This window comes from Mesorhizobium sp. P2_A12, from assembly GCF_056405075.1.
On sequence record NZ_JBFUCU010000001.1, the window covers coordinates 85,247 to 110,963 of the forward strand.

The window sequence follows — 25,717 nt, forward strand, 5'->3', positions numbered from 1 at the left end:
AGCGCGGGAACTTGTCGGCTTTATCGGGGGATGTCGCGGAAAGTCGATAAATTTTAACCAAGTGCGTTAGAGCAATATTCGTGACTGCCATGTTAGCCCGTGGAGATATTCGGTTGTAAGGATCACGGCATGCGGGGGTTAGCAGGTAGGTTTGTCAGGTCGAGGAGCGGCTCGTTCACGCCGATCCTCATCTTCGCCATGATGCCGATTATTGCGGCTATCGGCTTCTCGGTCGACTACACCTCGGCGGTCCAGACCAGGTCGGACATGCAGTCGGCGCTCGATGCCGGCATCCTGTCGATCACCACGATGGACACGAGCTCGACGCTGGCGCAGCGCCAGGTGGTGTTGCAGGATTCCTTCGCCGCCAATGGTGCACCGACGGGGGCCACCGCGACGCTGAACAGTTTCGTGGTCGGCACTGACGGCACCGCCACCGCGCAGGCCACGGCAAATTACTCGATGCCGACCGTTTTCATGCAGATCGCCAGGATCAACAACGTGTCGGTCGCCGTCGCCTCGGCGGTGAGCAAGTCGCCGGCGCTGGTGGGGACGACCTTCAAGGTCACCGGGGTGTCAGGCTACTGGAACAAGACGATGACGCTCTACGGCACGCAATTCGGTGCCACGGTGGCCAAGCCGCTGATGACGATCAACTATACCTATGGCAACACCAAGGACCCCAAAGGCTACGGCACCACCACCGTCAACACCATCACCAATTCGGGCGGCCAGGACGTCAGCACGACGGTCCAGAAGCAGGTCTGCACCGTAGGCAACAACCCACCCAGCGGGGTGACGCTCAAGACCGATGCAAGTGGCACGAAATATTACTGTGTCGATACGATGTATCCAGCCAATGGCTCCGGCGCGGTGATCGATGTCAGCCAGATGGGCGGCCTCTATCTGCAGATGGACGTGCCATCGGGCAACCCGTCAAAGCTGATGTCGAACGATCCGGCCACCTCCAACCGGCTCTATAACGGGCTTGCATCGGACGCATTGACCGAAATTCCGACCGGGCAGAAAGTCGACATCTTCAGCATCGTGCCGTGCGGCATACCCGGCTACCAGGCCTGGGAGGACGGCGGCAACTCGGTGCCGGCGCCGGTCTCCAACGCCGACTTCTTCTACACCGTCACCGGCAGGTGCGATTTCAACAAGCGGCCCTCCAACACGATGCTGACGCAATAGGCGGGGCGCGAGACTCACCCAGGGCGGTGGATCGGCGCGCGGCGCCGGGACGGATGCTGGACGGAACGCAACGGCCGGCTAATCTCGCGCTATGCCGCATCAACCCGTCTCCCCTGCCAAACGCAGCTTTGCCCGTTCGCTCCGACGCGAAATGACAGAGGCGGAAGACAGGCTGTGGCATCAACTGCGTGACCGCAGGCTCGATCGAATAAAATTTCGGCGCCAGGTCCCTTTCGGAAAATACATTGCCGATTTCGTTTGCGTCGAAGCTGGCCTGATCATCGAGGTCGATGGCAGCCAGCACGCGGAATCGGAGTCTGATCGGATCCGCAAGGCTGAGCTAATGGCACGAGGCTTTCGCATCCTGCGCTTTTGGAACGACGATGTTCTGAAGGACTTGAACGCCGTCTGCGATACGATCATCGCCTATGTGCGGGACACTAGTCTGCAGCCCTGGCGGTAAGGGCGCCGACTTCCCTTCTCCCCTTGTGGGAGAAGGTGTCGCCGCAGGCGACGGATGAGGGGTGTTCCAGCTTGGCACCGACGGCTCTCCGTCCAACACCCCTCAACCGTCTCGGCGCTGCGCGCCGATCCACCTTCTCCCACAGGGGGAGAAGGGAAGGCGCTAACGACAACGATCACAAACCGGTGAGCGCTGTAACAAAGCTTCGGCCGGCGGCGAAGTGCGGACATGAGCGGCGCATCGGAGCGCCGTCACCCACGGAGCCAGCCGATGTCGCGTTCCTGCAAGTCAATCGTCGTGTTCAGCCTCGGCGCGCTCGCGCTCGCCACGTCGCTCGGTGCGGCGCAAGCCCAGCCGCTCACCGTGGTCGAGCTGTTCACCAGCCAGGGCTGCTCGTCCTGCCCGCCGGCCAACGCCAATCTGATCAAGGTCAAGGACCAGCCCGATGTGCTGGCGCTGTCCTTCAACGTCACCTACTGGGACTATCTCGGTTGGAAGGACACGTTCGGCCGCCAGGAATTCACCCAGCGCCAGGTCACCTACGAGCCCTCCCTCGGCCATGACGGCCCGTTCACCCCGCAAGTGGTGGTCAATGGCCGTGCTGATGTCGTCGGCGCTGCGCCCGGCGAGATCCAGCAGCTGATCTCTAGCACCGGCCGCGCCAGCGGCCCGTCGCTGTCGCTCGACGGCGGCAAGGTCAGCATCGGCGCCGGCTCGGCGCCGGGCGGCGGGGCCGATGTCTGGCTGGTGCACTATGCCAAGGGTGTCGTCGAGGTGCCGGTGGCGCGCGGTGAAAACACCGGCCGCACCTTGCCGCACGCCAATGTCGTGCATTCGCTGAACAAGATTGGCAGCTGGACCGGCGACGCCACCGCACTCGATGTGCCGGCCGCCTCCGGCGGGCTCAGCACCGCGGTGCTCGTCCAGTCGCCGGGCGGCGGACCGATCCTGGCCGCCGCGACCAACTGAAATCCCCCTGCGCATGAGCCGGGCAAGGATCATGCGCAGACAACGACCCGCGCAACGCCGCAGCAGCGGCGCCGCGACAACCCGGCCCACCGAAAGAGGTGCGCCATCATTTCCAACCCCAAGGAGACCATCATGACGACTCTTTCCCGGACGACATTGTCGGCCCGCCTGACGCTGCCGGCGCTGGCTCTCGCTCTGTGCTCGACGGCGCTGTTTGCCGGCGGCATCGCCCGCGCCGACGACGCGACCAACGCCATGAAGCCCGCCGTCAACGCCATGAAGCCGGCGACCGACGCCATGAAACCGGCCGACGCCATGGCACCCGACGCGATGAGCACGAATGCCATGAAGCCCGCGGACAACGCCATGAAGCCAGCCGCCGATGCCATGAAGCCGGCAGCCGATGCGATGAAGCCGGCAACGGACGCCATGAAGCCGGCCAACTAGGGCTGACGCCGTTTCCGGCTCCGGTCCTGAGACCAGGACCGGATACGGGCGCACGTGAAAGTGAGGCTTCGGCCGAAACTCACCCGTCGCATGATCCCCTCTTATCCAATAGACTCCACATGATGGACGTCACAGGAGCTCAGCCATGACCGACATTCGAAAACCAGTCGCCAGACGACAGTCGAATTTTGCCAGGAGCGCGCTCGCCGCGTTGGCGCTTGCCGCCGTGGGCGCCGCCTTCTGGCTGACGCCGGCGGTTTCCGCCGAGGACGCGGTGGTCATCCCGCCGCCGTCGATCGACGAGAAGGCGGCCAGCGGCAGCGAGAAGGCGATCTTCGCCGGCGGCTGCTTTTGGGGCGTGCAAGGCGTCTTCCAGCACGTCAAGGGCGTCAGCAAGGCGGTCTCCGGCTACACCGGCGGCAGCAAGGACACCGCCGTCTACGAGACCGTCGGCTCAGGCAGCACCGGACACGCGGAATCCGTCGAGATCACCTATGATCCGTCTGTTGTCACCTATGGCCAGCTGCTGCAGGTCTATTTCTCGGTCGCCCACAACCCGACCCAGCTGAATTTCCAGGGTCCCGATAGCGGCACGCAGTACCGCTCGACGATCTTTGCCGAAACCGATGCGCAAAAGAAGATTGCGCAGAGCTACATCGCCCAGCTCGACCAGGCCAAGGTCTTCCCCAAGCCGATCGTCACCACGCTGGAAACCGGCAAGACCTTCTATCCGGCCGAGAACTACCACCAGGACTTTTTGACCCTGAACCCGACCTATCCCTACATCGTCTACAACGACCTGCCCAAGGTGGCGAACTTGAAGCAGTTGTTCCCGGCGCTGTATAGCGAGAAGCCGGTGCTGGTGCTGTCGGCCAGCAACTGAGGCAGCTTTGACGAAGAGGCGTCGGCGCGACAGCGCCCCCCTCTGCCCTGCCGGGCATCTCCCCCTCGAGGGGGGAGATTGGCGGCTCCGCTGTCCCGCTTACCTTATAGCCGTTGATAGTTGGCGAAAGCGGCTGAGCGCATGATCTCCCCCCTTGAGGGGGAGATGGCCGGCAGGCCAGAGGGGGGCCTCGCGCCTATGCACCTCTTGCGCCACGCAAACTCCAGCATTGGCGTCTGGTCGACTGCGGGCGGCCGGTCGTCAGCGATCCCACCGGTCGTAATCTCGCCAATCCCGCCGCGTCTGCCGCTCCGGCAAGCCGATATCGTGCCTCAGATGGTCGCTTTCCGGTGGCAAGCGGCGCTTGCCCAGCAGTTGCGCGGGCAGCTCCAACGCGATCCGCCATAGACGGCCGGGCAAGGAGGGCGCGCGGCCGCAGTTTGCCATGGCCGCGACACCGGCCGGCATGTCGCCATTGCCGCCTCGAGCGAACGGATCTTCATCAGCGATAAAAGTAGGGTTCAAGAACCCTCACCTCCGTGATCTTGTCGACCGGCAGCGAGTTCATCTGGGCGGTGCTGCGGATCGCCTCCGGCGAAGGGGCGTCGTAGACGCAGAAGGTGTGCTTCTTGTCGGGCGAAACGAACGACTGCACCCAGGTCACGCCTTTCTCCGCGTTGCGCATGATGACGCCGCCCAGCGCATCGGCGCCGGCTTCGTTCATCGGCACGTTGAGGCCATCCGGAAATGTACGTTCAATGAGGTAACGGGGCATGGGAGGCTTCCCTTTCCATTGCTTCACGCTCGATTTTGAGCGCGGTTGGACAAAGATCACGCTCGCAAAGGACGCGCATCGGAGCCTTTCCCTATGTTTGGCGGGACGATTCCCCATGTTAACGACGTTCAGTGCTGGAGCCACAAAGCAGATACCGAGTCTGGCTATCCTGGCGGGCGAGCTGGGGTGCGGCGGCGGCAACCGGGATCACTCATGAGCGAATGACCATGCTTCTGGAACGGCAGCCACAGCTGGCGCAACTGGACAGTCTTCTGGCGGAAGCCGCGCGCGGCCGTGGTCACGTGGCGGCTTTGTCGGGCGAGGCGGGTGCCGGCAAGTCGACGCTTGTCGATGCCTTCGTCGGCGGTGCCGGCCAGGAGGCGCGCATCTTCCGCAGCGCTTGTGAGGATCTGTCGATCCCCGATCCGCTCGGGCCGCTTTACGATCTTGCGCGCGAGGCGCAATGGGCGATGCCGCAGGCGGTCGACGCCCGGCAGGGACAGCGGCTGCCGCTGTTTTCCGACGCGCTGGATGTCTTCGAGGCGAGGACGGGCGCAACGCTGTTGGTGATCGAGGACCTGCACTGGGCCGATGACGCGACGCTCGACTTCGTCCGCTTTCTCGGCCGCCGCATTGCCAACACCCATATCCTGCTGCTGGTGACGGCGCGTACCGATCGCAGCGAGGGGCAGATGCGCGTGCGCCGCGCGCTGGGCGAAATCCCGTCGGGCAGCGTCGCGCGCATCGACGTGCCGCTTTTGAGCGAGGCAGCGGTGCTGTCGCTCGCCGATGCCGCCGGCCGCGACGGCGATGCCATCTACCGGGCCACGGCCGGCAACGCCTTTTTCGTCACTGAATTGTTGAGCGCCGAAAATGAAACGGCGCTGCCGGCCAGCGTGCGCGATGCGGTGCTGGCGCGCGCCGAACGCCTGTCGGCCGGCGCCCGCTCGATGCTCGACGCGGTGTCGGTGTTCCCAAGACGGGCCGACGCCTGGGCCCTGCAGGGCCTGTGCGGCGTGGCCAGTGCCGGCCAGCTTGCGGAATGCGTCTCGAATGGCCTGCTGGACGATCTGGGCGACGGCTATGCCTTCCGGCACGACATCGCCCGCCGCGCCATCGAGACGATGCTGACGACAAGCCACAGACGAGAGTTCAACCAGCGCGCGCTGACGGCGCTGCTCGAAAAGCGCGACATTGCCACCGCGCGCCTGGTGCACCACGCGGTCGAGGCGCAAAATCTGGAGGCGGTGCGCGAACTGGCGCCGGTCGCCGCCCGCGAGGCTTCCCGCATCGGCGCGCATCGCGATGCCGCCGGCTACTACGAGGTCGCCTTACGACAGGCTGACGGCATGCCCTCGGAAGAGCGCGCCGGCCTCTACGAGAACTATGCCTTCGAATGCCACCTGATCGGCCGGATCGCCGAGGCCATCGAGGCGCAGCAGAAGGCGCGCGCGCTGCAGCGCGCCCTGGGCAATACGCTGAAGGAAGGCGACAGCCTCAGATGCCTGTCGCGTTTCGCCTATCTGATGGGCGACCGCCAGGCCGCCGATCTGTTTGGCGCCCAGGCGGTCGGGTTGCTGGAGACCGCACCGGCCGGGCCGGAACTGGCCATGGCCTACTCCAACCTCTCGCAGCTGGCGATGCTGGCCGAACGGCTCGACGAGACTTTGTCGTTGGGCGACAAGGCGATCAGGCTCGCCGAACAGGTGGACCGGCCGGACATCGTCTGCCACGCGCTCAACAATGTCGGCGCTGCCGAACAATGGCTGGACCTGCCCAGCGCGCGGCGGCACCTTGCCCGCAGTCTTGAAATCGCGCTCGAGCAGAATTTCCAGGAACACGCGGCGCGTGCCTTCACCAATTGCGCCTGCAGCGAAATGAACCAGCTGGACTACAACCAGGCTCAGTCCTTTCTCGATCGCGGCATCGACTATTGCGTCGAGAACGACCTCGCGACCTGGCGTGACTACATGCGCGGCGTGCGGGCGCAGTTGCTGCTGCGTTACGGACGATGGGACGAGTCGGCTGCCGAGGCGCTCGAAGTCGTCACCAACGACCATGCAGCCGCGCTGGTGCGCTATCCCGCCTTGGTGGCTCTGGCGAAATTGCGCCTGCGCCGCGGCGATCCTTCAGCCGAGCCGCTTCTAGCGGAAATGAAGCGGTTTCTCGAAAAGGGTGCCGAGTTGCAGAGGCTGCTGCCCTATGCGGCGGTCGTCGCCGAACAGGCATGGCTGGGCGAGGCGGAAGAGGATGAGGCGCTGCGGCTGATAGACCTTGCCGAAAGCCTTTCGCCGAAGCGGGCGGTGTTTGCCGAGCTGGCCGGCTGGCGGCGCTTGCTGGTGCCGGCGATCGGCCCCGGCGACACGTCAGGCATGGCCGCGCCCTACCGGATGCTTCTGGCTGGCGACTGGCAGGGGGCGGCGGATTTGTGGGCCGCGATGGGAGCCCCCTTCGAACGCGGGCTTGCCCTGGTTCAGGGCGATGAGGCGGCGCAGCGCTCGGCGCTCGAGATATTCGAAAACCTCGGCGCCAGGCCGGTTGCCCAGCACGTGCGCGACCTCATGCGGCGAAACGGTGTCAATCACATCGCGCGGGGACCGCGCCGCACCACGCGCGCAAACAGCGCCGGGCTGACCCTGCGCCAGATGGAAGTGCTGCAGCTGATCGAGCGCGGCTTCTCCAACAAGCGGATTGCCGACCACCTCGCCATTTCGCCGAAGACGGTCGATCATCATGTCTCGGCGGTTCTGGGAAAACTGGACGCCATCTCCCGTGGCCAAGCGACGGCGGCGGCACGCGACTCGGGGCTGATCTGAAAGCACCGCAGGCTGCTTGATCTGCAGGATGGCGACTGGCGGCCGGTAAGGGCACTCAGTCGTAGGTCAAATCCGTCGCCTTGCCGCCGAACACCCGGTAGGCATAGAATGAATAGAAGATGATGACCGGCAGCACGACCACCGTGCCGGCCAGGATGATGGCCAGGCTTTCCGGTGCCGAAGCCGCTTGCCAGATGGTCAGACGATCGGGCACCACGAACGGGTAGAACGACCAGGCGAGACCGGCAAAGCCGAGCGCGAAGATGGCGGCCAGCGTCAGGAACGGCGTCAGCGAATGGCGGTCGTCGGGCCTGGGCAGATGAAAGGTCTGCCGCCACAGCCACAGGAACAACAGCGCCGACAGGATCGGCAGCGGGGACAAATAGAGCATCGCGGGAAAGACGAACCATTTGTCGAAGATGCGCGGGCTGGCGAACGGCGTTGCCAGCGACACCGCGGCCATGCCGAGCGCGGTCAGCACAAGGGCGGTGCGCAGCCAGCGCACGGCCTTCTTCTGCAGATCGCCCTCGGTCTTGTAGATCACCCAGGCGGCACCCATCGCCGCGTAAGCCGCGGCAAGGCAGAGCGCCACCAGCACGCCGAAGGCCACGCCGCCCGGGCCGACATCGAGGCCGAGCACATAGACGCCCAGCATATAGCCCTGCGCCAGCGAGGCGATGACCGAACCCAGGAAGAAAATACGGTTCCAGCGATGCTTCTTGCCGCTCGGCACCTTGGCGCGAAAATCGAAGGCGACGCCGCGCAGGATCAGCCCGATCAGCAACACGAACACCGGGATGTAGAGCGCGGTCAGGATGACTCCATGCGCCAGCGGGAAGGCGACCAGCAGCAGGCCGACGGCCAGCACCAGCCAGGTCTCGTTGGCGTCCCAGAACGGACCGATGGCCGCGACCATCGTGTCCCGCTCGGTGTCTTCGGCGGCGGCGAACAGGATGCCGATGCCGAGATCGAAGCCGTCGAGAATGACGTAGATCAGGATGGCGAGGCCCATCAGGCCGGCGAAGATCAGGGGCAGCAGGGTTGGCCAGTCGAAGGTCATTGTCTTCTCCTCACTCGCCGGCAGCCGGCTGCGACAGGGCTGCGTTCATCACGCCAGGCAGCGGCGATGAATCGCCGTCCTTCGCCGCCTTCAGCGCCAGGTGCACCAGCACGCCGAGATAGGCGATCAGCAAAAGCACATAGAGAATGAGGTAGATGGTCAGCGTCAGCGCGACATGGCTGCCGGCCACCGGGCCGACCGCGTCGGCGGTCTTCAGCACGCCGGTCACCAGCCAGGGCTGGCGGCCGATTTCGGTGGTGTACCAGCCGGCCAGCGTCGCCAGCCAGCCCGACAGCGCCATCGGCACCATCAGCATGGCGAGCGGCCTCGGCAGGCTGTGCCGGCGCTTGAGGAAGAAGGCTGCCGACCAGGACACCGCAAGCATCAGCAGTCCCGTGCCGACCATGATGCGGAAGCTCCAGAAGATCGGAAAGACCGGCGGATGGTTGCCGGGATAGTCGTTCAGCCCCGGCACCACACCGCTGGTGCGGTGCCGCAGCACAAGGCTGGCGCCGTCGGGAATGGCGATCTCGAACCTGTTTTCCTTCGCCGCCTCGTCGGGCAGCGCGAAGAGAACCAACGGCACGTTGGGGCCGGTGTTCCAGTTGGCCTCCATGGCGGCGATCTTCTGCGGCTGGTGCTCCAGCGTGTTCAGCCCGTGCTGGTCGCCGGCGAAAATCTGGATCGGGATCAGGATCGCCGCGGTGAAGACGCCGGTGCGCAGCGCCTTCCACATCGATTCGGAGCGGTCGCCATAGAGATAGCGCAGCGCCGACAGGCCGGCGATCAGGAACGACACCGTCAGGCCGGAGGCGAGCAGCATGTGGACCAGCCGGTAGGGCATCGACGGGTTGAAGACGATCGCCCACCAGTTGACGGCGTGCGCGACGCCATCGCGTATCTCGAAGCCGGCCGGCGTCTGCATCCAGGAATTGAGCGCGATGATCCAGAACGCCGAGAGGGTCGTGCCGCCTGCCACCAGCACCGTCGCCAGCGTGTGGATGCGGTTGGAGACGCGGCGGAAGCCGAACAGCATGATGCCGAGGAAGGCCGCTTCGAGGAAGAAGGCAGTGAGGATCTCGTAGGCCAGCAGCGGACCGGCGATGTTGCCGACCTTTTCCATGTAGCCCGGCCAGTTGGTGCCGAACTGGAAGCTCATGGTGACGCCCGACACCACGCCCATGGCGAAGGACAGCGCGAACACCTTCACCCAGGTGAAATAGGCGCGCACCCAGGCGGAATCGTTTGTCGCGTTGTAGCGAAGCTTGAAGAACAGCAGCACCCAGCCAAGCGCAATGGTGATCGTCGGAAACAGGATGTGGAACGAAATATTTGCGCCAAATTGCATGCGCGACAGGATGAGCGGGTCCATGGTGGGCTCCGGCTGCTTCTAATGTGGCAAGAATAAGCCCGTCGCGCCTGTCGGTCAAAGCGGCGTCCCGCCGCGAGGCGGAACGCCGCAGCGCCCGGGCAAGATGACGCATGCGTGCTGCTGCCGTGTCGGATTGCAACCGCCGCCGGCCTGGACCGGCCGGCCTGCGACGACTGTCGAGAACTGTCAGCAGCGGCGTCGACTTGCGGTTGCACGCACCGACATTCAGCCTATATCAGGGGACCTCTTTCAGGCAGCCGTTTTCAGCCATGCCCTCCATCCTGTCCATTTCCGGGGTCTCCAAGACCTACGCCACCGGCTTCACCGCGCTCAAGGAAGTCAACCTCGATATCGAGCGCGGCGAGATCTTCGCGCTGCTCGGCCCCAACGGCGCCGGCAAGACGACGCTGATCTCGATCGTCTGCGGCATCGTCAATCGGTCGTCGGGCACGGTCACCGTCGACGGTCACGACATCAACAGGGACTACCGCGCCGCGCGCAGCCTGATCGGCCTTGTGCCGCAGGAACTGACCATCGACGCCTTCGAGAGCGTCTGGGCGACCGTCAATTACAGCCGTGGCCTGTTCGGCAAGCCGGCCAACCCGGCCTTCGTCGAGAAGGTGCTGCGCGACCTCTCGCTATGGGACAAGAAGGACGCCAAGGCGATTACGCTGTCGGGCGGGATGAAGCGCCGGCTAATGATCGCCAAGGCGCTGTCGCATGAGCCCCGCGTCCTGTTCCTCGACGAGCCGACCGCCGGCGTCGACGTCGAACTGCGCCAGGACATGTGGGCGATGGTGCGCCGGCTGCGCGAGGACGGCGTCACCATCATCCTCACCACCCACTATATCGAGGAAGCCGAGGCGATGGCCGACCGCGTCGGCGTCATCAACCGCGGCGAGATCATCTTGGTCGAGAACAAGGCCGAACTGATGCACAAGCTCGGCCGCAAGCGGCTGGTGATGGAGCTGCGCAGTCCGCTGACGGCCATTCCCGACACCTTCTCGCGCTATGCGCTGGAGCTGTCGCCGAATGGCGGGCAGTTGACCTACACCTATGACAACCAGGCCGAGCGGCCGGGCGTCGCCTCGCTGATCCGCGATCTCGAGGCCGGCGGCATCCAGTTCCGCGACATCGACACGCAAAACAGTTCGCTCGAGGAGATCTTCGTCAATTTGGTGAGGAGAGAGCCATGAACCTGCGTGCGGTATGGGCAATCTACCGGATGGAAATGGCGCGTGCCTTCCGCACCGTGCTGCAGAGCATCGTCTCGCCGGTCATCTCCACGTCGCTCTATTTCGTCGTCTTCGGCTCTGCCATCGGCTCGCGCATAACCGAGATCGACGGCATCAGCTACGGCGCCTTCATCGTGCCGGGCCTGATCATGCTGTCGCTGCTGACGCAGTCGATCTCCAACGCCTCCTTTGCCATCTACTTCCCGAAGTTCGTCGGCTCGATCTACGAACTCCTGTCGGCGCCGGTGTCCTATCTGGAGATCGTCATCGCCTATGTCGGCGGTGCCGCGACCAAGTCGATCCTGCTTGGCCTGATCATCCTGGCCACCGCCTCGCTATTCGTCCCGCTGACCATCCAGCACCCGTTCTGGATGGTTGCCTTCCTGGTGCTGACGGCGGTGACCTTCAGCCTGTTCGGGTTCATCATCGGCATCTGGGCGAAGAGTTTCGAGCAATTGCAGCTGGTGCCGCTACTGATCATCACGCCGCTGACCTTCCTCGGGGGAAGCTTCTATTCGATCAACATGCTGCCCGGCATCTGGCGCACGGTGACGCTGTTCAACCCGGTCGTCTATTTGATCAGCGGCTTCCGCTGGAGCTTTTACGGCAAGTCCGATGTCTCGGTCGGCGTCAGTCTCGGCATGACGATCGTCTTCCTGCTGGCCTGCATAGCGATCGTCGCCTGGATCTTCAGGACAGGTTACCGGCTAAGGAACTGACGGATTGGTTGAATCCAAGTCCTGTCAGATCGCCTTGACCAGCCGCAGCAGCCCCAGCATCTCCACATATGTCCCCTTGCGGAAGGCGATGTAGACCGGCTCCTCGACACCGTGGAAGCGGCGCTTGAACGCCGCCTGTCCTTGCAGGTTGAACCTGCGGCGGTTGACCCATGGCGAAGAGTAGGCGCGCTGGAACGCATTGCGCCAGAAATCGCTTTCGGCAAACCCGCTTGGGCCCACATCGAGCATCGGCGACAGGCCGAGCGTGACCACCGAGATGGCTTGCTCGCGGAAACGGTCGACCGCGAATTTGGTCAGGCCGATCTCGGCGTGCGGCGAGGCGTCGATATGCTTGCGCTTGAACGCCGTGGTGTAGCCGATCACCTTGCCGTCGCGAAACAGCGGGTCGAAGTCGAGCAGTGCGACCAGTCCGCCATCGGGGCCGTGCAGGACGAAACGGCGCATGTCGGTACCGAGATGGTCGGCGAAAGGGCGGTTGAGAAAGCCCATCTCCCACCGCTTGACGATGCGGTCGCCGCGCCAGTTTTCGGAAAGCCGGGCGATTTCGTCGAGATGGACGGTCCGCTTGTCCTCGTCGAACCAAAATCCCTTCTTCAACAGCCAGCGCTCGGAATAGCGCACGGTCTCGTTGCGCTTTCCGGAAAAATCATGGTCGGGCAGGTTGAGGCGGGTGTCGATGCCGAGGCGATTGATCTTGTAGCCGAGCCCGGCCAGCACCCGCGCCGTCGCTTCGCCGATCTGCACGAACCACGGGCTGCCGGCGGTTTCGACGAAGCGTCTGATGTAATCGGGCCGCAGCATTGGAGCCACCACCGGATCGCCGAGCGCGAAATGGCGCCCCATCTTGGTGCCGAAGGCGATGTAGCCGTCGGTGTCGCCGAAATAAGAAAGCTTGCCTTGCACGGCGGTCGAATAGGCAAGCGAGAAGTCACCATGGCGGCGGACAAGCGCCAGGCGCTCGACATGGGTCAGCGTCTGCCGCGCCACCTTTGGCGCGACGTCCTCAAGGATTTTGTCGAAATAGATCCGCAAGGAGGGCATGGTCGAAATTCCGCGAGCCGCCTACAGCGCCGCGCCCAGGACGCGCAAAGGTGCTGTAACACTTTGATTCTGCGCATGACCCCGGAAATCGACTCGATTTCGGGCATGCACGTGGGGGAATAGCAGAGACCCGCCAGCCCCAGGGCCTCGAATCAATCACATTGCCGCGACCTGATTACCGCTGATATCGCGCATATGCCATATAGTGCGCAATCGCGGACGGCGCATGCTCGAAATTCGGGTTCGATTCGCGATATATAAGTCCACCGCAGGATCGAGCCGCCGCGGCCTCCCTTGGCGACCACGGGAAGCGTGGCGTCGGAAGGGTCGAATGGAGATCAGAGAAGGAATGGCTGAGACGACCATCAGACCGGTGACGAACGAGCCGGTCGAGCCGGCAATCGTCGTCGGCGCCGGTGCAGCCGGGCTGGCCGTCGCACATGCCTTGATGAACGCCGGCGTGCCCACGGCGATCTTGGAAAAGGAAAGCCGGCTGGCCGAGCCCTGGCACCGGCGGCACCGGCAGTTGCATCTCAACACCCATCGCGATCTGTCTTCACTGCCCGGTCTTGCCTATCCCCAGGGCACGCCTGCCTTTCCACACAAGACGGTCGTCATCCGCCATATGAATGATTTCAGGCAGGAGAACCGGCTGCCAGTGCAGTTTGGCGTAGATGTCGAAGAAATCGTCTTCAAGGGCGATCACTGGGCGCTGCTGACCAGCGCCGGACCGCGCCTGGCCCGCCATGTCGTCATCGCCACGGGCCGCGACAGGCAGCCCTTCATTCCCGAATGGAAAGGCATGAAGGGTTTTGCCGGCCGCATCATCCACGCGGCGGATTTCGGCGACGCGCGGGACTATGCCGGCAAGAAAGTGCTGGTCGTCGGCGCCGGCAATTCGGGCTTCGATACGCTCAATAATCTGGCCGGCATAAACACGGCCGCCATCTGGCTGTCGGCCCGCAACGGTCCCGCGCTGCTGCCCAAGCGGATCGGCAAGATCGCCGTGCATCGGCTTTCGCCGTTCATGGCGCGCTTGCCCTTGCGGGTCGCCGATGCGGTGATGGCGGCAACGCAGCGGCTGGTTTTTGGCGACCTGACCAAATTCGGCATGCCGCCCGCGCCTTCGGGTGGCGCCAGCCGGCTGACCTCGGACTACATTGCGATCGCCGCCGATGACGGCGCCGTCAGTGCCATCAAGGCCGGCAAGATCGTTGTGGTGCCGGCGATACGGGAATTCGCCCGCGATGGCGTGATCCTGGCCAATGGCAGCCTGATCCATCCCGACATCGTCATTGCCGCGACAGGCTACCGCACCGGCCTGGAGCCCATGGTCGGCAGGCTCGGCGTCCTCGACAAAAAGGGCGTTCCGCTTTTCAACGGCGGGCAAGCCGATCCGAAATTGCCCGGCCTGTGGTTCACCGGCATGCGGCCGAGCATTCGCGGCTGCTTCGCCAATGCCGGCATCATGGCCAAGGCGATCACCAAACGGATTGCCAACTCCGCTGGCGCCTCCCACGGCGCTTCACGCTGACTTCGGCTCGAGCCTCCGGAAGCCGACGGCCTGCATCAGCATGTCTTCCTCGACCATGCCGGCATTGTGCAGCGCCAGCAGGGTGAGAGCCAGTTCGCGCGCCTCGGCCGATTCGGGATGCGCTTCGCGGCGCCGGCAGGCTTCGTCGAACACACGTTGCAAGGTGGCGACTTCGGCAGGTTTGAGCAGGCCACGGTCATAAACGGACTTCGGCATGGCAATCTCCTGGTAATGACCTAGGGCGCCATGTGTAAATTTCCAATCTTTCCCGGGGCTTGAATGATTTGACGTAAAAGGGAGGGGCTTCGGCTCGCCGAAACCCCCCTGAGATTGCAGTGCCTGTTATCAAACAGCGATCTTGCCGCCGCCCTGTTTGGTGATGGCGACGACCGCCGGCCGCACTGGCATGTCGGGCTTGAAGTCGGGCCAGCGCGTCGACAGGTCCTCATAGTAGGATGGGCGGCCGAACGCTTCCCAGTCCTCGCCCCCGTCGCCCGGATGCTGGACGGCGACAAAGGCGGTCTGATCGTCAGGGGCGAACAGCGGGCCACACATTTCGGCGCCGATCGGCACGCGGAAGAACAGTTTCGAGGTTGCCCGCGCCGAGCCTTCGGTGTCGACCGCCCACAGCCCATCGGTGCGGCCGGTGGTCTTTGGGCTCTGGCCGTCGGTGGCGACCCACAGGCGTCCGGCTGAATCGACCGCGCAATTGTCGGGCATGCCGAACCAGCCATTGGCCGTCGTCGCCGTCGAAAAGGTGGCACCGACATCGGCCACCGCCGGATCGCCGCATTTCAGAAGCACTTCCCACTTGCCCTTGGTGGCAGTGAAATCGCCGCCGTCCTCGGCGATCTCGATGATGTGGCCGAAAGCGTTTTCGGCACGCGGGTTGGCGGCGTCGACCTGATCGGCCTTGCGCTTGGAATTGTTGGTCAGCATGACATAGACCTTGCCGTTGACGCCATTGGGCTGGATGTCCTCGGGGCGGTCCATCTTGGTGGCGCCGAGCAGGTCAGCGGCGCGTCGTGTCTCGATCAGCACGTCGGCCTGGCTGGCAAGGCCGTTTTCGGCAGTCAGCGGACCCTGGCCGAAGACGATCGGCAGCCATTCGACGGAGCCGTCTTCCGCGAACTTGGCGACATGCAGCGTGCCGTCGTCGAGCAGATCCTTGTTGGCCGCAAGGTCATTGGGATTGAACTTACCGTTGGTGACGAACTTGTAGGCATAGTCGAAGCGCTCGTCGTCGCCGAGATAGAAGACGACGCGCCCATCCTTGGCGACGATCGATTCGGCGCCCTCGTGCTTGAAGCGGCCCATGGCGGTGCGCTTTCGCGGCGTCGAGGTTGGATCGTTGACATCGACCTCGACGATCCAGCCGAAACGGTTGGCCTCGTTCGGCTCCTTGGCCAGGTCGAAGCGGTCATAGTGCGCCGCCCATTCATAGGCGCCTTCGGGAATGCCGAGGCGCTTGTAATTGGCGGCTTCCTTGTGGCCCTCGGGCAATTCGCCGGAGAAATAGCCGTGGATGTTCTCCTCGGCCATCACATAGGTGCCCCACGGCGTGACGCCGCCGGCGCAATTGTTGAAGGTGCCCAAAACCTTCGTGCCGGACGGGTCGGCATTGGTCTTGACGCGGTCATGGCCGGCCACCGGGCCGGACAGCGCCATTTCGGTGTTGGAAGTAATGCGGCGGTTGAGCTTGCCGTCGCGCACCACTTGCCATTTGCCGCCGTCCTTGCGGATCTCGACGATGGTGCCGCCATGCGCCGCCATCTCGACATCGACCTGTTCCTTGCTGAGCGGCGCGACGTCGGCCGATTTCTTGCCGTCCTTCTCGACGATCTTGACGATGCCCGGGAACATAAGATGCGGGTTGGTGTATTCGTGGTTGACGACCACCAGGCCGTGTTCGGCCGAGCCGTCGATCGCGATGTAGCCGACATAGTCGTTGTTGTAGCCGAACTGTTTTGCCTGCGCCTGCGCCGACTGCTTCGTCGGGTCGAACTCCGGCGAATCGGCAAAAAGCGGATCGCCCCAGCGCAACAGCACATCGGCATCGTAGCCCGGCGCGACATGGTGCTTGTCGTCGATGCCGGCCTCCAGTTCATCGAACGCGAAGGCGGAGCCTTCGGCAGCCCGGGCCTGGTCGGCGCTGACCAGCGCCAGCGGGCTGACGGTGGCGGCGATGGCCGAGACGGCCAGCGAGCCTTTCAGGAAACCACGGCGCGAGAACCGCGCGGCGATGATCTCGCCCATGGTGCGGTTGTCGGTGGGATTGGTGGCCGGGCCGGCGTTTTCCTCGAGCAGGCTGGTGCGGAATTTGGCGTCGGGGGAGCGGTGTTCGGTCATCTGGCTTGCCTCTGGCTTTGCGGGTGGCTGGAGCGTGTTGCCTCTTCAACCCCCTTATAGTCACCTGATCACATTTTCGTGACATCAAAAGCCTTTCAGCCGCGACAGCTTTCTGAGACGTCGGCTAAGCACTCTGCGATCAGCACTTAGCGCTAGGACAAAGGTCCCTTGTCAGGCCCGGCAAAGGTCCCTTGGCGGCACCGCATCGGTCGTGGGCCGGTTACGCTAGGCCGCCATATCGGCGATGGTGGTTCCCTTGCGAAAACGCTGGCGGTGAAATCCGCCTGCCTGATCGAAGAGGAGACCAGGATGCGCAGATCGATCGCGACCCGCTGTTGCTGGCTGGCGCTGAGGGCGACCTCGGCACTGGCGCTGGCCATCGCCCCCTATCAACTCGCTTTCCACGGCTCTGGTCCCGCCATCGTTGCCGCAAGTGCGCATGCCAAGGATGGCGGGCATGGCAGTGGCGGTGGCGGCGGCGGTGGAAACGGCAGCGGCGGGAGTGGCGGGAGCGGCAACAGCAGCAACGGAAACGGTAACTCCGGAAACGCTGGCGGAGACAATGGCGCCGGCGACGATCACGGCGCAGCCGGCAATTCAGGGGTCGGCAAAGGTCAAGACGATGATGGAGATCACGTCAATGCGAAAACCGGCGACAGGGTCGAAGTCGACGGCAACAAAATCGAGGTCCAGCATCCCGACGGCATCACGGAAGAGATCGAGAACGGCCGTTTCCAGATGAAGGATGCACTCGGCCGCACGATTGTCGAACGTCCGGCGACGGCAAACGACATCAGTCGTCTTCGGGCTTTGTGAAGCAGAACGCCCTGTGAAGCAGGTCAACCGGGGAACGACCAGTTTGACAAGTCACCTCCGCCGCCCCCGGCGGAGGTGACTTGATGTTCGGCGGCATCAGGTAAGCCAGCTTCCGTTCGGCGATGGCGGTCGCCGCCGTCCATACAAGACATATATTAGCACAAGCTTGGGACTTTAGTCCAATCTTGCGCTTGCAAAGGTCCTGGGTGACAAGCGCAACGGTCGGATACGGCTTTCGGGTATCTTTTCTTTCGGCGATGCTGGTGCAACTCCAACGTCGACGGTGGCACGCCGGCTCAATCGACGGAGATCACCATGCATAGATCGATCAAGACCCGTTGTTGCCGGCTGGCGCTCAGATCGGCGGCCGCGCTGGCGCTGACCATCGCTCCCTATCAGATTGACCTCCAGGGCTCCGCTCCTGGAATCCACGCCGCTAGCGCACAGGCCGGCAAGGGCGACGGTGGCGGCGGCAATGGCGGTGGCGGTGGTAATGGTGGTGGCGGCGGCGGAAACGGTGGCAACAGCGGCGGCAACGGCAACGGCGGCAACAGCGGCGGCAACGGAAACGGAAACAGCGGCAATAGCGGCGGCAACGGAAACGGCAAAGGAAATAGCGGAACCGCCAGCGGCAACTCCAAATCCAGCCAGGGGCAGAACGAAAATGGCAACGGTCGTCATGTCAACGCCAAGACCGGTGACGAAGTCGACGTGGAGGGCAAGACGATCACGGTCCAGCATCCCGACGGCATAATGGAAAAGATCGAGAATGGCCGTTTCAGGATGGAGGATTCGCTCGGGCGCACGATCATCGATCGCGGAGCCACGCCGGCGGATTTCAGCCGCCTCAAAGCGTTGTGAAGTTGGCCAACAGGCAACGGCCGGCTTCACACGTCACCTCCGCCGCCCCCGGCGGAGGTGACCTCTCTTTTGTCACCCGGTTTCCGGGTGATGCGTGTCGCCCAGAAGCAGAGGCAACGACATGCATAAAAGACTTAAAGCGCGTCACCAGATATAGCGGTTCGGCGTTTCCGTGAAACGGTGAGCCGCTCTCGGGATGGCCGAAGCCTCTACGAATGGTTCCGGTCCCGGTCGCGCGACTCACGCATCATCAAGGCTGCTTCGGTGCGGTTTCGCACATTGAGCTTCGACAGCACGCCGGTCATGTGATGCTTGACGGTCTTCTCCTGCAGCTCCAGCCGCAAGGCAACTTCCTTGTTGCTTAGGCCCTCAGCCACCAGTCGCAGAATTTCTGCCTGTCGCTCGGTGAGTTGCCGCAGCCGGTCCACTATGCCGTCGGTCGGCTGCAGGGACTGGAGATCCGAAAGCAGGCGGGCTGACAGCGTCGGCGAAAGATAGCTTTCCCCGGCCGCCACACTGTGCAGTATGTCGGCGAGCGCGCGCGACCCGACGCCCTTGAGGACATAGCCACGCACCCCGGCGTTCAGGGCCCTGGTCACGTCGGCATTGGCCTCCGAAACGGTCAGCATGACGATCTTCTGGGCGGGATGGCTGGCGAGGATGCTTGCAACCGCGGTCAGACCGCCGCCCGGCATGGAGATATCGAGCAGCAGAATGTCCGGCCGTACGGTCGAGACGATGCGTTCGGCATCCTGCGCCGTGGCGCCCTCGCCCACCATCTCGAAGCCTCCGATTTCCGTCAGGCTGCGCGTCACGCCCTCACGGAAGAGGGGATGGTCGTCGATAATGGCAATGCGAATGGCGCCGATCATGCTTGCTCCTCGACCGATAGGCGGATCACCAATCGCGTGCCGTGCGGCCCGGTCAAGGTTTCGAACTGGCCGCCAATGCTTTCGACCCGCTCTCTGAGCCCGGCGAGCCCGAGGCCCTCGACGCGTGCCGGATCGAAGCCTGGCCCGCCGTCCGAGACTTCAACGAAAAGCCTGCTGCCTTTCATCCCCGCACTCACCGCCTGATCCTTGCCTCGTCCGTGGCGATAGGCATTGTTCAACCCTTCCTGCACGAAACGGTAGATGCTGATCTTCTCGGAGGCGCCGGGCTCTGGCAAGTGTCCGGCCAGCGTGAGTGTAACCGACGTTCCCGTCCTCATCTCGTGTTCGTTGACGGCCAGGCGCAGGATGTCCGTTGTGGCAGCCGTCTCGATCTGCGGCAGGACGAGGCCGGTGCAGATACCGCGTATTTCGCGCATCGCATCCTCCAGCGTCTTGCGGATCATCGCAACCTCGGTCGAGCGGCTTTCGCTCGAATGGCCATCGCCGGAAAATACCGGACTGTCCATGCGCAGCGCCGCCAGCGCGACGAGTTGGGCCGGACCGTCATGGAGGTCAGCGCCGATGCGGCGCAGGTATCTTTCATTGAGCGCGGTGGCGCGGCGGGACGCCCGCTGCACGCGGACCCGCAAGGCGTTGTTTTGCGCCACCAGGCCCTGCAGCTCCGACACCTGGCGGCGCAGCGCCCCGCGCTGATCGTCGATGGTGCGGCTGCCGCGCAGCACGATGCCGGACAGGAGCACAAATGCCGCCAGGGTCGCGCCGGCCACGATCAGCCAGCTTGACAGCAGAGCGGAAGCCAGGGTGGTTTTGAAGTCGTCGGCGACCTCATAGAATTCTGTGACGGCCACCACTTCGCCGGACCACGGCTCGCGCACGGGATTGTAGATCTCAAGCAACGGCAAGCCGATCGCCTCCGCCTGGCTTTCGTTCTCGTCGAACGTATCGAACTGGGCGACGACATTGCCCTGGAAGGCGGAACGCAGCCCGGGGCTCAGATCGAAGCGGTGACCGATCAAACCCGCGTCCTTCGCATAGAGAACCATGCCGTCACGGCGCCAGAGCCTGAACGATACGATGCGCTTGCCGAGCGCGCCCTGGCCGAGCGTCTCATCGAGCGCTTGTTTGACGCTATCGCTGAGTTCCTGGCTCTTGCGCAGGTCGGGCAGCAGCGGCGCAATCACGCTGTCGACATAGAGCGCCGTCGTGGCAGCTGAATTGCGGATGACGCCGTCCCGGATCTGTGTCGTCACCCAGGCGCCCACCACCAGCATGACAGCCAGAAGGCCAAAGCCGCCGGCAACGAGGAATTGCAGTGCGAGAGAAAGCTCGCTCCAGCGTCGCAACAAGTTTTGCAGAATGCGAATCATGGCCCCCGACCGCCCTTCAATCGACAGGCTGGGCGATCCCGGCACTTTGAGCTTCCATCTTGCCGTTGCCAAGGCCTTCGTTTGATCAACGTCGCTTGACGTCCCGGCGCGCTTCGGAAACAAGTCCGCGATACACGCGGCTCGATCCGCTTCGAGAAGGGACAGGACGTTGAGTTTTTCGGGGTTGCTGCAGCTTGGTTTTTCGACGGTGATCTTCCTGCTGGCGGCGATGGCGGCCAAGCAATGGGGCATGGCGCCGAGCCTGGGCAAGATCCTGTTGACGCTGGCGCTCTATTCGCTGGGCAATCTGGTCATGCTGCGGCTGATCCGCGAATTCGGCATGTCGGTGTCGTTCAGCCTCTCGGCCGTCATCCAGCTGGTCTCGGTGAATGTCGTCGCCCTGATGTTCTTCGGCGAGCGCGTCAACACGTTGCAGGCGACCGGCATCGTGCTGGCGATCGCCGCCGTGGCGCTGATCACGCTCGGGCCCTATCTGCAAGGGCGGTTGTAACGGGCCAGTTGCCGATGAAGAACGCCGCGAATGCACTGCTGAACCGGGTCGAATTCCCGGTGCTGCTGGCTGGCCTGGTCATCGCTGGCTGCCTCTGGGGGTTCGAGGAGTTGATGGAGGTGGCGCGGGCCACCACGTCGCACGCTTTCGACACCGAAATCCTGCTCGCCTTCCGCCAGCCGGGCCAACCGGGTGTGCCGATCGGCCCGCTTTGGCTGGAAGGCGCCATGCGCGACATCACCAGCCTCGGCAGCTCGGCCGTGCTGGTGCTGATCACGGCGGCGACGATCGTCTATCTGCTGTTGATCCGCCGGCCGGCCACGGCGCTGCTTATCTTCGTCGCGGTTGCTGGTGGCCAGGTGCTGTCGAGCCTACTCAAACTCGGTGTCGACCGGCCGCGGCCCGAACTCGTTTCGCATCTGGTCAACGAAACCTCGCTGTCCTTTCCGAGCGGGCACGCCATGCTGTCGGCGGTGACCTATCTGACGCTCGGCTCGCTGGCGGCGAGTTTCCTGCCGGGAAGGGTGACGAAGATCTATGTGTTGTCGCTCGCCGTGCTGGTGACGCTGCTGGTCGGCGTCAGCCGCATCTATCTCGGCGTCCACTGGCCGTCGGATGTGCTGGCCGGCTGGTGCGCCGGCTTCGCCTGGGCAATGCTGTGCTGGTTGGCGGCCCGCGCGTTGCAGCGAGGCGCGGACGGCGCCTGAACGACGAAAGCGAAATTGCAGGTTGACGGCCCGAGCAGAAATCAAATCAGTCGGTTGATCAGCCCATGTCCGCAGCCGGAAAGCAGGAAAACCACCGACAGCAAGCATGCCGATGTCATGAAGGTCCTGAAAAGATTCAACCGCGTTACCCCCTGCCCCAGATGGGACACCCTAGCTCGAAGTCCCCAGGAAGTATCTGACAAAATGGACAAGCAGGCGATTACGTCTCAGACATTCATGTTGATGCTTGAAACATCACAATGATGGTATTATACGTTATAGCCGCAGACTCAGACGGGGATTTCGGCCGATGATCACTGCCGCGCAGATGCGCGCCGCAAGGGCGCTGGCCGGCATCGATCAGAAGACGCTCGCCGAACGCGCCGGCGTTTCGCTTCCGACCATCCAGCGCATGGAGGCGAGCGACGGTGTAGTCAGGGGCGTGGTCGATACGCTGATGAAGGTCATCCAGGCTCTCGATGAAGCCGGGGTGGAGCTGATCGGCGAGAACCAGACCAGCGAGCGCGGCGGCAGGGGCGTGCGCCTCAAGCCTGTCGTGCCGCCGGATTCAAAGGCTGAGCCGGCATAAAGTTGCGACGGCGACCGCCGACAGTCCTGCCGACGATCCCGCCGCCTTCTGGAGCGGAAACGAGTCCATGGATCAGGCGCAGCGGGCAGTGCATCAACCGGGCCAGAGGTCGGCCCAGAAGTCGGCCCAAGGGTCGGCAAAGCCGACATTTTCCGAATTGTTCACGCCGAAGCTGGTGACGGTCTGGCGCGAGGGCTACCATCTGCCGCAGTTCAAGGCCGACTTCATGTCCGGTCTGACCGTCGCCATCGTCGCGTTGCCGCTGTCGATGGCGATCGCGATTGGCTCGGGCGTGACGCCGGAGCGTGGCCTCTACACCTCGATCATCGGCGGTTTCATCATTTCGGCGCTCGGCGGCAGCCGCTTCCAGATCGGTGGGCCCGCCGGCGCCTTCATCGTGCTGGTGGCAGCAACGGTGGCCCGGGTCGGCGTCGACGGGCTGTTGCTGGCGACCATGATGGCCGGCGTTTTCCTGCTTGCCATCGGCTATCTCCGCCTCGGCACCTACATCAAGTTCATCCCCTATCCGGTGACGGTCGGCTTCACCGCCGGCATCGCCGTCATCATCTTTTCAGGCCAGATCGTTGAACTGTTCGGACTGAAACTTACCGGCAAGGAGCCGGGACCGCTGGTGCCGAAGCTGATGGCGATCGGTGAGGCGGCCGGCACCATAAACCTCGCCGCGACCTTCGTGGCGGTGTTGACCATCGTCACCATCGCCGGCCTGAAGCGCTGGCGGCCGACATGGCCCGCCATGCTCATCGCCATCGGCCTGGCGTCGCTGGTGGTGGCGCTGTTTGCGCTGCCGGCGGAGACGATAGGCACCCGCTTCGGCGGCATCCCGCGCAGCCTGCAAATGCCTGCCTTGCCGCCGGTCAGCCTGGGCAGGATGATTGAGGTGCTGCCGGATGCCATTGCCTTTGCCCTGCTCGGCGCGATCGAATCGCTGCTGTCGGCGGTCGTCGCCGACGGCATGACCGGGCGGCGGCACCGTTCCAACTGTGAGCTGGTGGCGCAAGGCTTCGCCAACATCGCCTCGGCCCTGTTTGGCGGCATCTGCGCCACCGGCACCATCGCCCGCACGGCGACCAACGTGCGGGCCGGCGCGCATGGACCGATTTCTGGCATAATCCACTCCGCCATCCTGCTTGCGCTGATGCTGGTGGCCGCGCCGCTCGCCAGCTACATTCCGCTTGCCGCCCTTGCCGGCGTGCTGGCGGTGGTGTGCTGGAACATGTTCGAGAAGCAGGCTTTCGCCACGCTGCTGCGCGCGTCGCGCGGCGACGCGCTGGTGCTGATGGTGACGTTCCTGCTCGTCGTCTTCCGTGACTTGACCGAAGGCATCGTCGTCGGCTTCGTGCTGGGGTCGATCCTGTTCATCGACCGCATGGCCAAGTCGATCGCGGTCGAGGCCGACTTGCCGCTGGTGCAGGAGGATGTCGCCGACAGCAGCGGCAGCGCCTATGATGCCAGCGAGGCAAGCGACGTCGACACCGTCGTCTACCGCATCTCCGGCGCCTTCTTCTTCGGCGCCGCGTCGACTGTCGGCACCGTGCTCGACCGCATCGCCGACCAGCGCAGGAATTTCATCCTCGACTGCTCGGCCGTGCCGTTCCTCGATTCGACCGCGGCCAATGTCATCGAGGGCGCCGCCTACAAGGCCAGGCGCGCCGGTGTCCGCTTCATCATATCGGGCGCCACGCCGCAGACACGGCGCATGCTGATCAACCACGGCGTCAAGCGGCCGCTGGTGACCTACGCCGCCTCGATCCGGGATGCGCGGGCGCAGCTGAACGGAAAATGAGAGACGCAGTAGTGGTCGTGATTTGCCGGCCGGGGGCCACTTGGTCAGGTGAAACTTGTCCGCTGTCAGCGCCGATCGCCAGGCCCCGTTTTTGACCCGAAGCGGCCACTGGCTCAATCCCCGATTTGGAAGATCCCACTGGACCGCAGCCGGGATCGACCGCAGAGTAGAACGACAGGGGAGGAGGGCTGTCGTGGCCGACGAGGTGGTTATTCGTGAACTCAATGGGCTCGATGAGATGCTCTCGATCTATCCGGTGTACCGGCTGAGCCACTCGCACCTGGACGAAGCAGCGTTTCGGAAACGGCTCTCGGCAATGCTCGCGCAGGGCAACTACCGCTGTATCGCGGCCTATGTCGGCGATCGGATGGTGGGTGTCTCCGGCTTCTGGACGGGCATTCAGCTCTGGTGTGGAAAGTACATCGAAGCCGACCATGTGGTGGTCGACACGACGCTGCGCCGCCTTGGCACGGGCAGCAGGCTGATGGCGTGGATCGAGGCGGAGGGCGAGCGGACTGGATGCGCTGTCTTTCGTATCGCCATGGTGCTTGGCAAGGAACCCACGCACCAGTTTTATGTTCGAAACGGCTTCTTTGATGACGGCCTTCTCATGGTGAAGGCCCTGAGCCGAGGCGCCGCGGAGTTTCCCGAGTATGTATCGCGACCTGCCGAGCCAGGCCTGGGAGGCTAGCGGTTCGCAACCATTGTCTTCGGGTGTCCGCTTCCGGCTTTTGACCATTGCCGACGTCGATCCCTGGCCCGGAAGCGGCCTGCGCGCCTTGCGCCTCAAGCGTCGAAGAAATTTGCGGGACGATGTCGATTTCCGTAGACCCCGTTCGTCGTTTCGATGCGAGGCCGATGAGGCAGGCTCAAAACAGGAGACAGACGATGCGTGTGATGGTGTTTGTGAAGGCGACCGAAGACAGCGAAAAGGGCTTTGTCCCCACGCCCGAGACGACGGCGATGATGGAGGCGATGGGCAAGTACAATGACGAGCTGCGCAATGCCGGCATCCTGCTCACCGCCGACGGCCTCAAGCCCTCTTCGGAGGGCAAGCGTATTGCGTTCGATGGTCCCGGCCGCAGGGTCATCGACGGGCCTTTCGCCGAGACCCGCGAGCTGGTCGCCGGTTTCTGGCTTTGGGAAGTCAAGGACATGGATGAGGCGGTGGCCTGGGTGAAGCGCTGCCCAAACCCCATGCCGGGACCGAGCGAGATCGAAATCCGGCCGCTATACGAGATGGCCGATTGGCAGGAGTAGCTGGCGCCGGAGGTCATGGAAATCCATGACC

The 25,717-nt window shown here is 64.0% G+C and carries 26 protein-coding genes; 17 read left to right on the plus strand and 9 right to left on the minus strand.

All coding sequences use genetic code 11. From position 1 onward, the window contains the following. Window positions 1-129 precede the first annotated feature (129 nt). The 5 genes from AC1DZU_RS00350 (at window position 130) to msrA (ending at window position 3,956) form a co-directional block, all read left to right on the plus strand. On the plus strand, window positions 130-1,194 hold the full coding sequence (locus AC1DZU_RS00350) for a TadE/TadG family type IV pilus assembly protein (RefSeq protein WP_477280707.1): 1,065 nt from the start codon (window positions 130-132) through the stop codon (window positions 1,192-1,194). Window positions 1,195-1,285: 91 nt separating this feature from the next. Continuing rightward, a complete protein-coding gene (locus AC1DZU_RS00355; RefSeq protein ID WP_477280709.1) occupies window positions 1,286-1,657 on the plus strand; it encodes an endonuclease domain-containing protein in 372 nt (123 codons plus the stop codon). A gap of 270 nt (window positions 1,658-1,927) precedes the next feature. Beyond that, window positions 1,928-2,626 carry a DUF1223 domain-containing protein gene (locus AC1DZU_RS00360; RefSeq protein ID WP_477280711.1) on the plus strand — a complete coding sequence of 233 codons (699 nt, stop codon included), beginning with the start codon at window positions 1,928-1,930 and terminating at the stop codon, window positions 2,624-2,626. A 132-nt stretch (window positions 2,627-2,758) separates the two neighbouring features. Next, the gene (locus tag AC1DZU_RS00365; RefSeq protein ID WP_477280713.1) at window positions 2,759-3,073 is read left to right on the plus strand and encodes a hypothetical protein; all 315 of its coding nucleotides are present in this window, start codon (window positions 2,759-2,761) and stop codon (window positions 3,071-3,073) included. 145 nt (window positions 3,074-3,218) lie between these two features. Next, window positions 3,219-3,956 carry a peptide-methionine (S)-S-oxide reductase MsrA gene (msrA, locus tag AC1DZU_RS00370; RefSeq protein ID WP_477280716.1) on the plus strand — a complete coding sequence of 246 codons (738 nt, stop codon included), beginning with the start codon at window positions 3,219-3,221 and terminating at the stop codon, window positions 3,954-3,956. Between the two features lie 261 nt (window positions 3,957-4,217). On the opposite strand, the gene AC1DZU_RS00375 is transcribed toward msrA, so the two are convergent. Next, complete coding sequence (locus AC1DZU_RS00375; RefSeq protein WP_477280718.1) at window positions 4,218-4,424, minus strand: hypothetical protein; 207 nt, start codon at window positions 4,422-4,424, stop codon at window positions 4,218-4,220. Window positions 4,425-4,458: 34 nt separating this feature from the next. Continuing rightward, window positions 4,459-4,731 carry a DUF4242 domain-containing protein gene (locus AC1DZU_RS00380; protein ID WP_095083851.1) on the minus strand — a complete coding sequence of 91 codons (273 nt, stop codon included), beginning with the start codon at window positions 4,729-4,731 and terminating at the stop codon, window positions 4,459-4,461. 227 nt (window positions 4,732-4,958) lie between these two features. Here AC1DZU_RS00380 and AC1DZU_RS00385 point away from each other — a divergent pair, with 227 nt between their 5' ends. Then, window positions 4,959-7,547: a helix-turn-helix transcriptional regulator gene (locus AC1DZU_RS00385; protein WP_477282165.1), complete on the plus strand. Its 2,589-nt coding sequence runs from the start codon at window positions 4,959-4,961 to the stop codon at window positions 7,545-7,547. Window positions 7,548-7,602: 55 nt separating this feature from the next. Here the strand turns inward: AC1DZU_RS00385 and AC1DZU_RS00390 are convergent, their stop codons facing one another. Continuing rightward, a complete protein-coding gene (locus AC1DZU_RS00390) occupies window positions 7,603-8,607 on the minus strand; it encodes a cytochrome d ubiquinol oxidase subunit II (RefSeq protein ID WP_095083850.1) in 1,005 nt (334 codons plus the stop codon). Between the two features lie 10 nt (window positions 8,608-8,617). Next, window positions 8,618-9,979, minus strand: a complete 1,362-nt coding sequence (locus AC1DZU_RS00395) for a cytochrome ubiquinol oxidase subunit I (RefSeq protein ID WP_477280721.1) — start codon at window positions 9,977-9,979, stop codon at window positions 8,618-8,620. Window positions 9,980-10,248: 269 nt separating this feature from the next. Here AC1DZU_RS00395 and AC1DZU_RS00400 point away from each other — a divergent pair, with 269 nt between their 5' ends. Both AC1DZU_RS00400 and AC1DZU_RS00405 read left to right on the plus strand, forming a co-directional pair. Continuing rightward, a complete protein-coding gene (locus AC1DZU_RS00400; RefSeq protein WP_477280723.1) occupies window positions 10,249-11,175 on the plus strand; it encodes an ABC transporter ATP-binding protein in 927 nt (308 codons plus the stop codon). Continuing rightward, window positions 11,172-11,933 (plus strand): ABC transporter permease, encoded by a 762-nt coding sequence (locus AC1DZU_RS00405; protein ID WP_477280725.1) that lies wholly within the window; start codon window positions 11,172-11,174, stop codon window positions 11,931-11,933. Before AC1DZU_RS00400 ends, AC1DZU_RS00405 begins: the two co-directional genes overlap by 4 nt. 24 nt (window positions 11,934-11,957) lie before the next feature. Here the strand turns inward: AC1DZU_RS00405 and AC1DZU_RS00410 are convergent, their stop codons facing one another. Continuing rightward, window positions 11,958-12,995 (minus strand): phosphatidylglycerol lysyltransferase domain-containing protein, encoded by a 1,038-nt coding sequence (locus AC1DZU_RS00410; RefSeq protein ID WP_477280727.1) that lies wholly within the window; start codon window positions 12,993-12,995, stop codon window positions 11,958-11,960. A 349-nt stretch (window positions 12,996-13,344) separates the two neighbouring features. On the opposite strand from AC1DZU_RS00410, the gene AC1DZU_RS00415 reads away from it, so the two are divergent. After that, window positions 13,345-14,529: a flavin-containing monooxygenase gene (locus AC1DZU_RS00415; protein ID WP_477280729.1), complete on the plus strand. Its 1,185-nt coding sequence runs from the start codon at window positions 13,345-13,347 to the stop codon at window positions 14,527-14,529. Here AC1DZU_RS00415 and AC1DZU_RS00420 read toward each other — a convergent pair. Continuing rightward, window positions 14,521-14,745, minus strand: coding sequence for a hypothetical protein (locus AC1DZU_RS00420; protein WP_184872784.1), 225 nt, complete (start codon window positions 14,743-14,745; stop codon window positions 14,521-14,523). The genes AC1DZU_RS00415 and AC1DZU_RS00420 overlap by 9 nt on opposite strands. Window positions 14,746-14,874: 129 nt before the next feature. Beyond that, window positions 14,875-16,878, minus strand: a complete 2,004-nt coding sequence (locus AC1DZU_RS00425; RefSeq protein WP_477280731.1) for a PhoX family protein — start codon at window positions 16,876-16,878, stop codon at window positions 14,875-14,877. Window positions 16,879-17,187: 309 nt separating this feature from the next. Between AC1DZU_RS00425 and AC1DZU_RS00430 the strand changes: the two genes are divergently transcribed. Next, window positions 17,188-17,694 (plus strand): hypothetical protein, encoded by a 507-nt coding sequence (locus tag AC1DZU_RS00430; RefSeq protein ID WP_477280733.1) that lies wholly within the window; start codon window positions 17,188-17,190, stop codon window positions 17,692-17,694. A 315-nt stretch (window positions 17,695-18,009) separates the two neighbouring features. After that, complete coding sequence (locus tag AC1DZU_RS00435; protein WP_477280735.1) at window positions 18,010-18,555, plus strand: hypothetical protein; 546 nt, start codon at window positions 18,010-18,012, stop codon at window positions 18,553-18,555. A gap of 209 nt (window positions 18,556-18,764) precedes the next feature. Here AC1DZU_RS00435 and AC1DZU_RS00440 read toward each other — a convergent pair whose 3' ends face one another. Both AC1DZU_RS00440 and AC1DZU_RS00445 read right to left on the minus strand, forming a co-directional pair. Then, on the minus strand, window positions 18,765-19,427 hold the full coding sequence (locus tag AC1DZU_RS00440; RefSeq protein WP_095083843.1) for a response regulator: 663 nt from the start codon (window positions 19,425-19,427) through the stop codon (window positions 18,765-18,767). Further along, the gene (locus AC1DZU_RS00445) at window positions 19,424-20,815 is read right to left on the minus strand and encodes a sensor histidine kinase (RefSeq protein WP_477280738.1); all 1,392 of its coding nucleotides are present in this window, start codon (window positions 20,813-20,815) and stop codon (window positions 19,424-19,426) included. The genes AC1DZU_RS00440 and AC1DZU_RS00445 overlap by 4 nt, the downstream gene beginning before the upstream one ends. Window positions 20,816-20,984: 169 nt before the next feature. Here AC1DZU_RS00445 and AC1DZU_RS00450 point away from each other — a divergent pair, with 169 nt between their 5' ends. From AC1DZU_RS00450 to AC1DZU_RS00475, 6 genes are all read left to right on the plus strand, one after another. Next, on the plus strand, window positions 20,985-21,326 hold the full coding sequence (locus AC1DZU_RS00450; RefSeq protein WP_095083841.1) for a hypothetical protein: 342 nt from the start codon (window positions 20,985-20,987) through the stop codon (window positions 21,324-21,326). A gap of 14 nt (window positions 21,327-21,340) precedes the next feature. Continuing rightward, entirely contained in the window at window positions 21,341-22,033 is a 693-nt protein-coding gene (locus AC1DZU_RS00455) for a phosphatase PAP2 family protein (RefSeq protein WP_477280740.1), read from the plus strand. A 310-nt stretch (window positions 22,034-22,343) separates the two neighbouring features. Further along, window positions 22,344-22,622 carry a helix-turn-helix domain-containing protein gene (locus AC1DZU_RS00460; protein WP_477280742.1) on the plus strand — a complete coding sequence of 93 codons (279 nt, stop codon included), beginning with the start codon at window positions 22,344-22,346 and terminating at the stop codon, window positions 22,620-22,622. Window positions 22,623-22,689: 67 nt separating this feature from the next. Next, window positions 22,690-24,426: a SulP family inorganic anion transporter gene (locus AC1DZU_RS00465; protein ID WP_477280744.1), complete on the plus strand. Its 1,737-nt coding sequence runs from the start codon at window positions 22,690-22,692 to the stop codon at window positions 24,424-24,426. 193 nt (window positions 24,427-24,619) lie between these two features. Further along, a complete protein-coding gene (locus AC1DZU_RS00470; protein ID WP_095084368.1) occupies window positions 24,620-25,117 on the plus strand; it encodes a GNAT family N-acetyltransferase in 498 nt (165 codons plus the stop codon). A gap of 197 nt (window positions 25,118-25,314) precedes the next feature. Beyond that, on the plus strand, window positions 25,315-25,686 hold the full coding sequence (locus tag AC1DZU_RS00475) for a YciI family protein (protein WP_095084367.1): 372 nt from the start codon (window positions 25,315-25,317) through the stop codon (window positions 25,684-25,686). The last annotated feature ends 31 nt before the right edge of the window (window positions 25,687-25,717 follow it).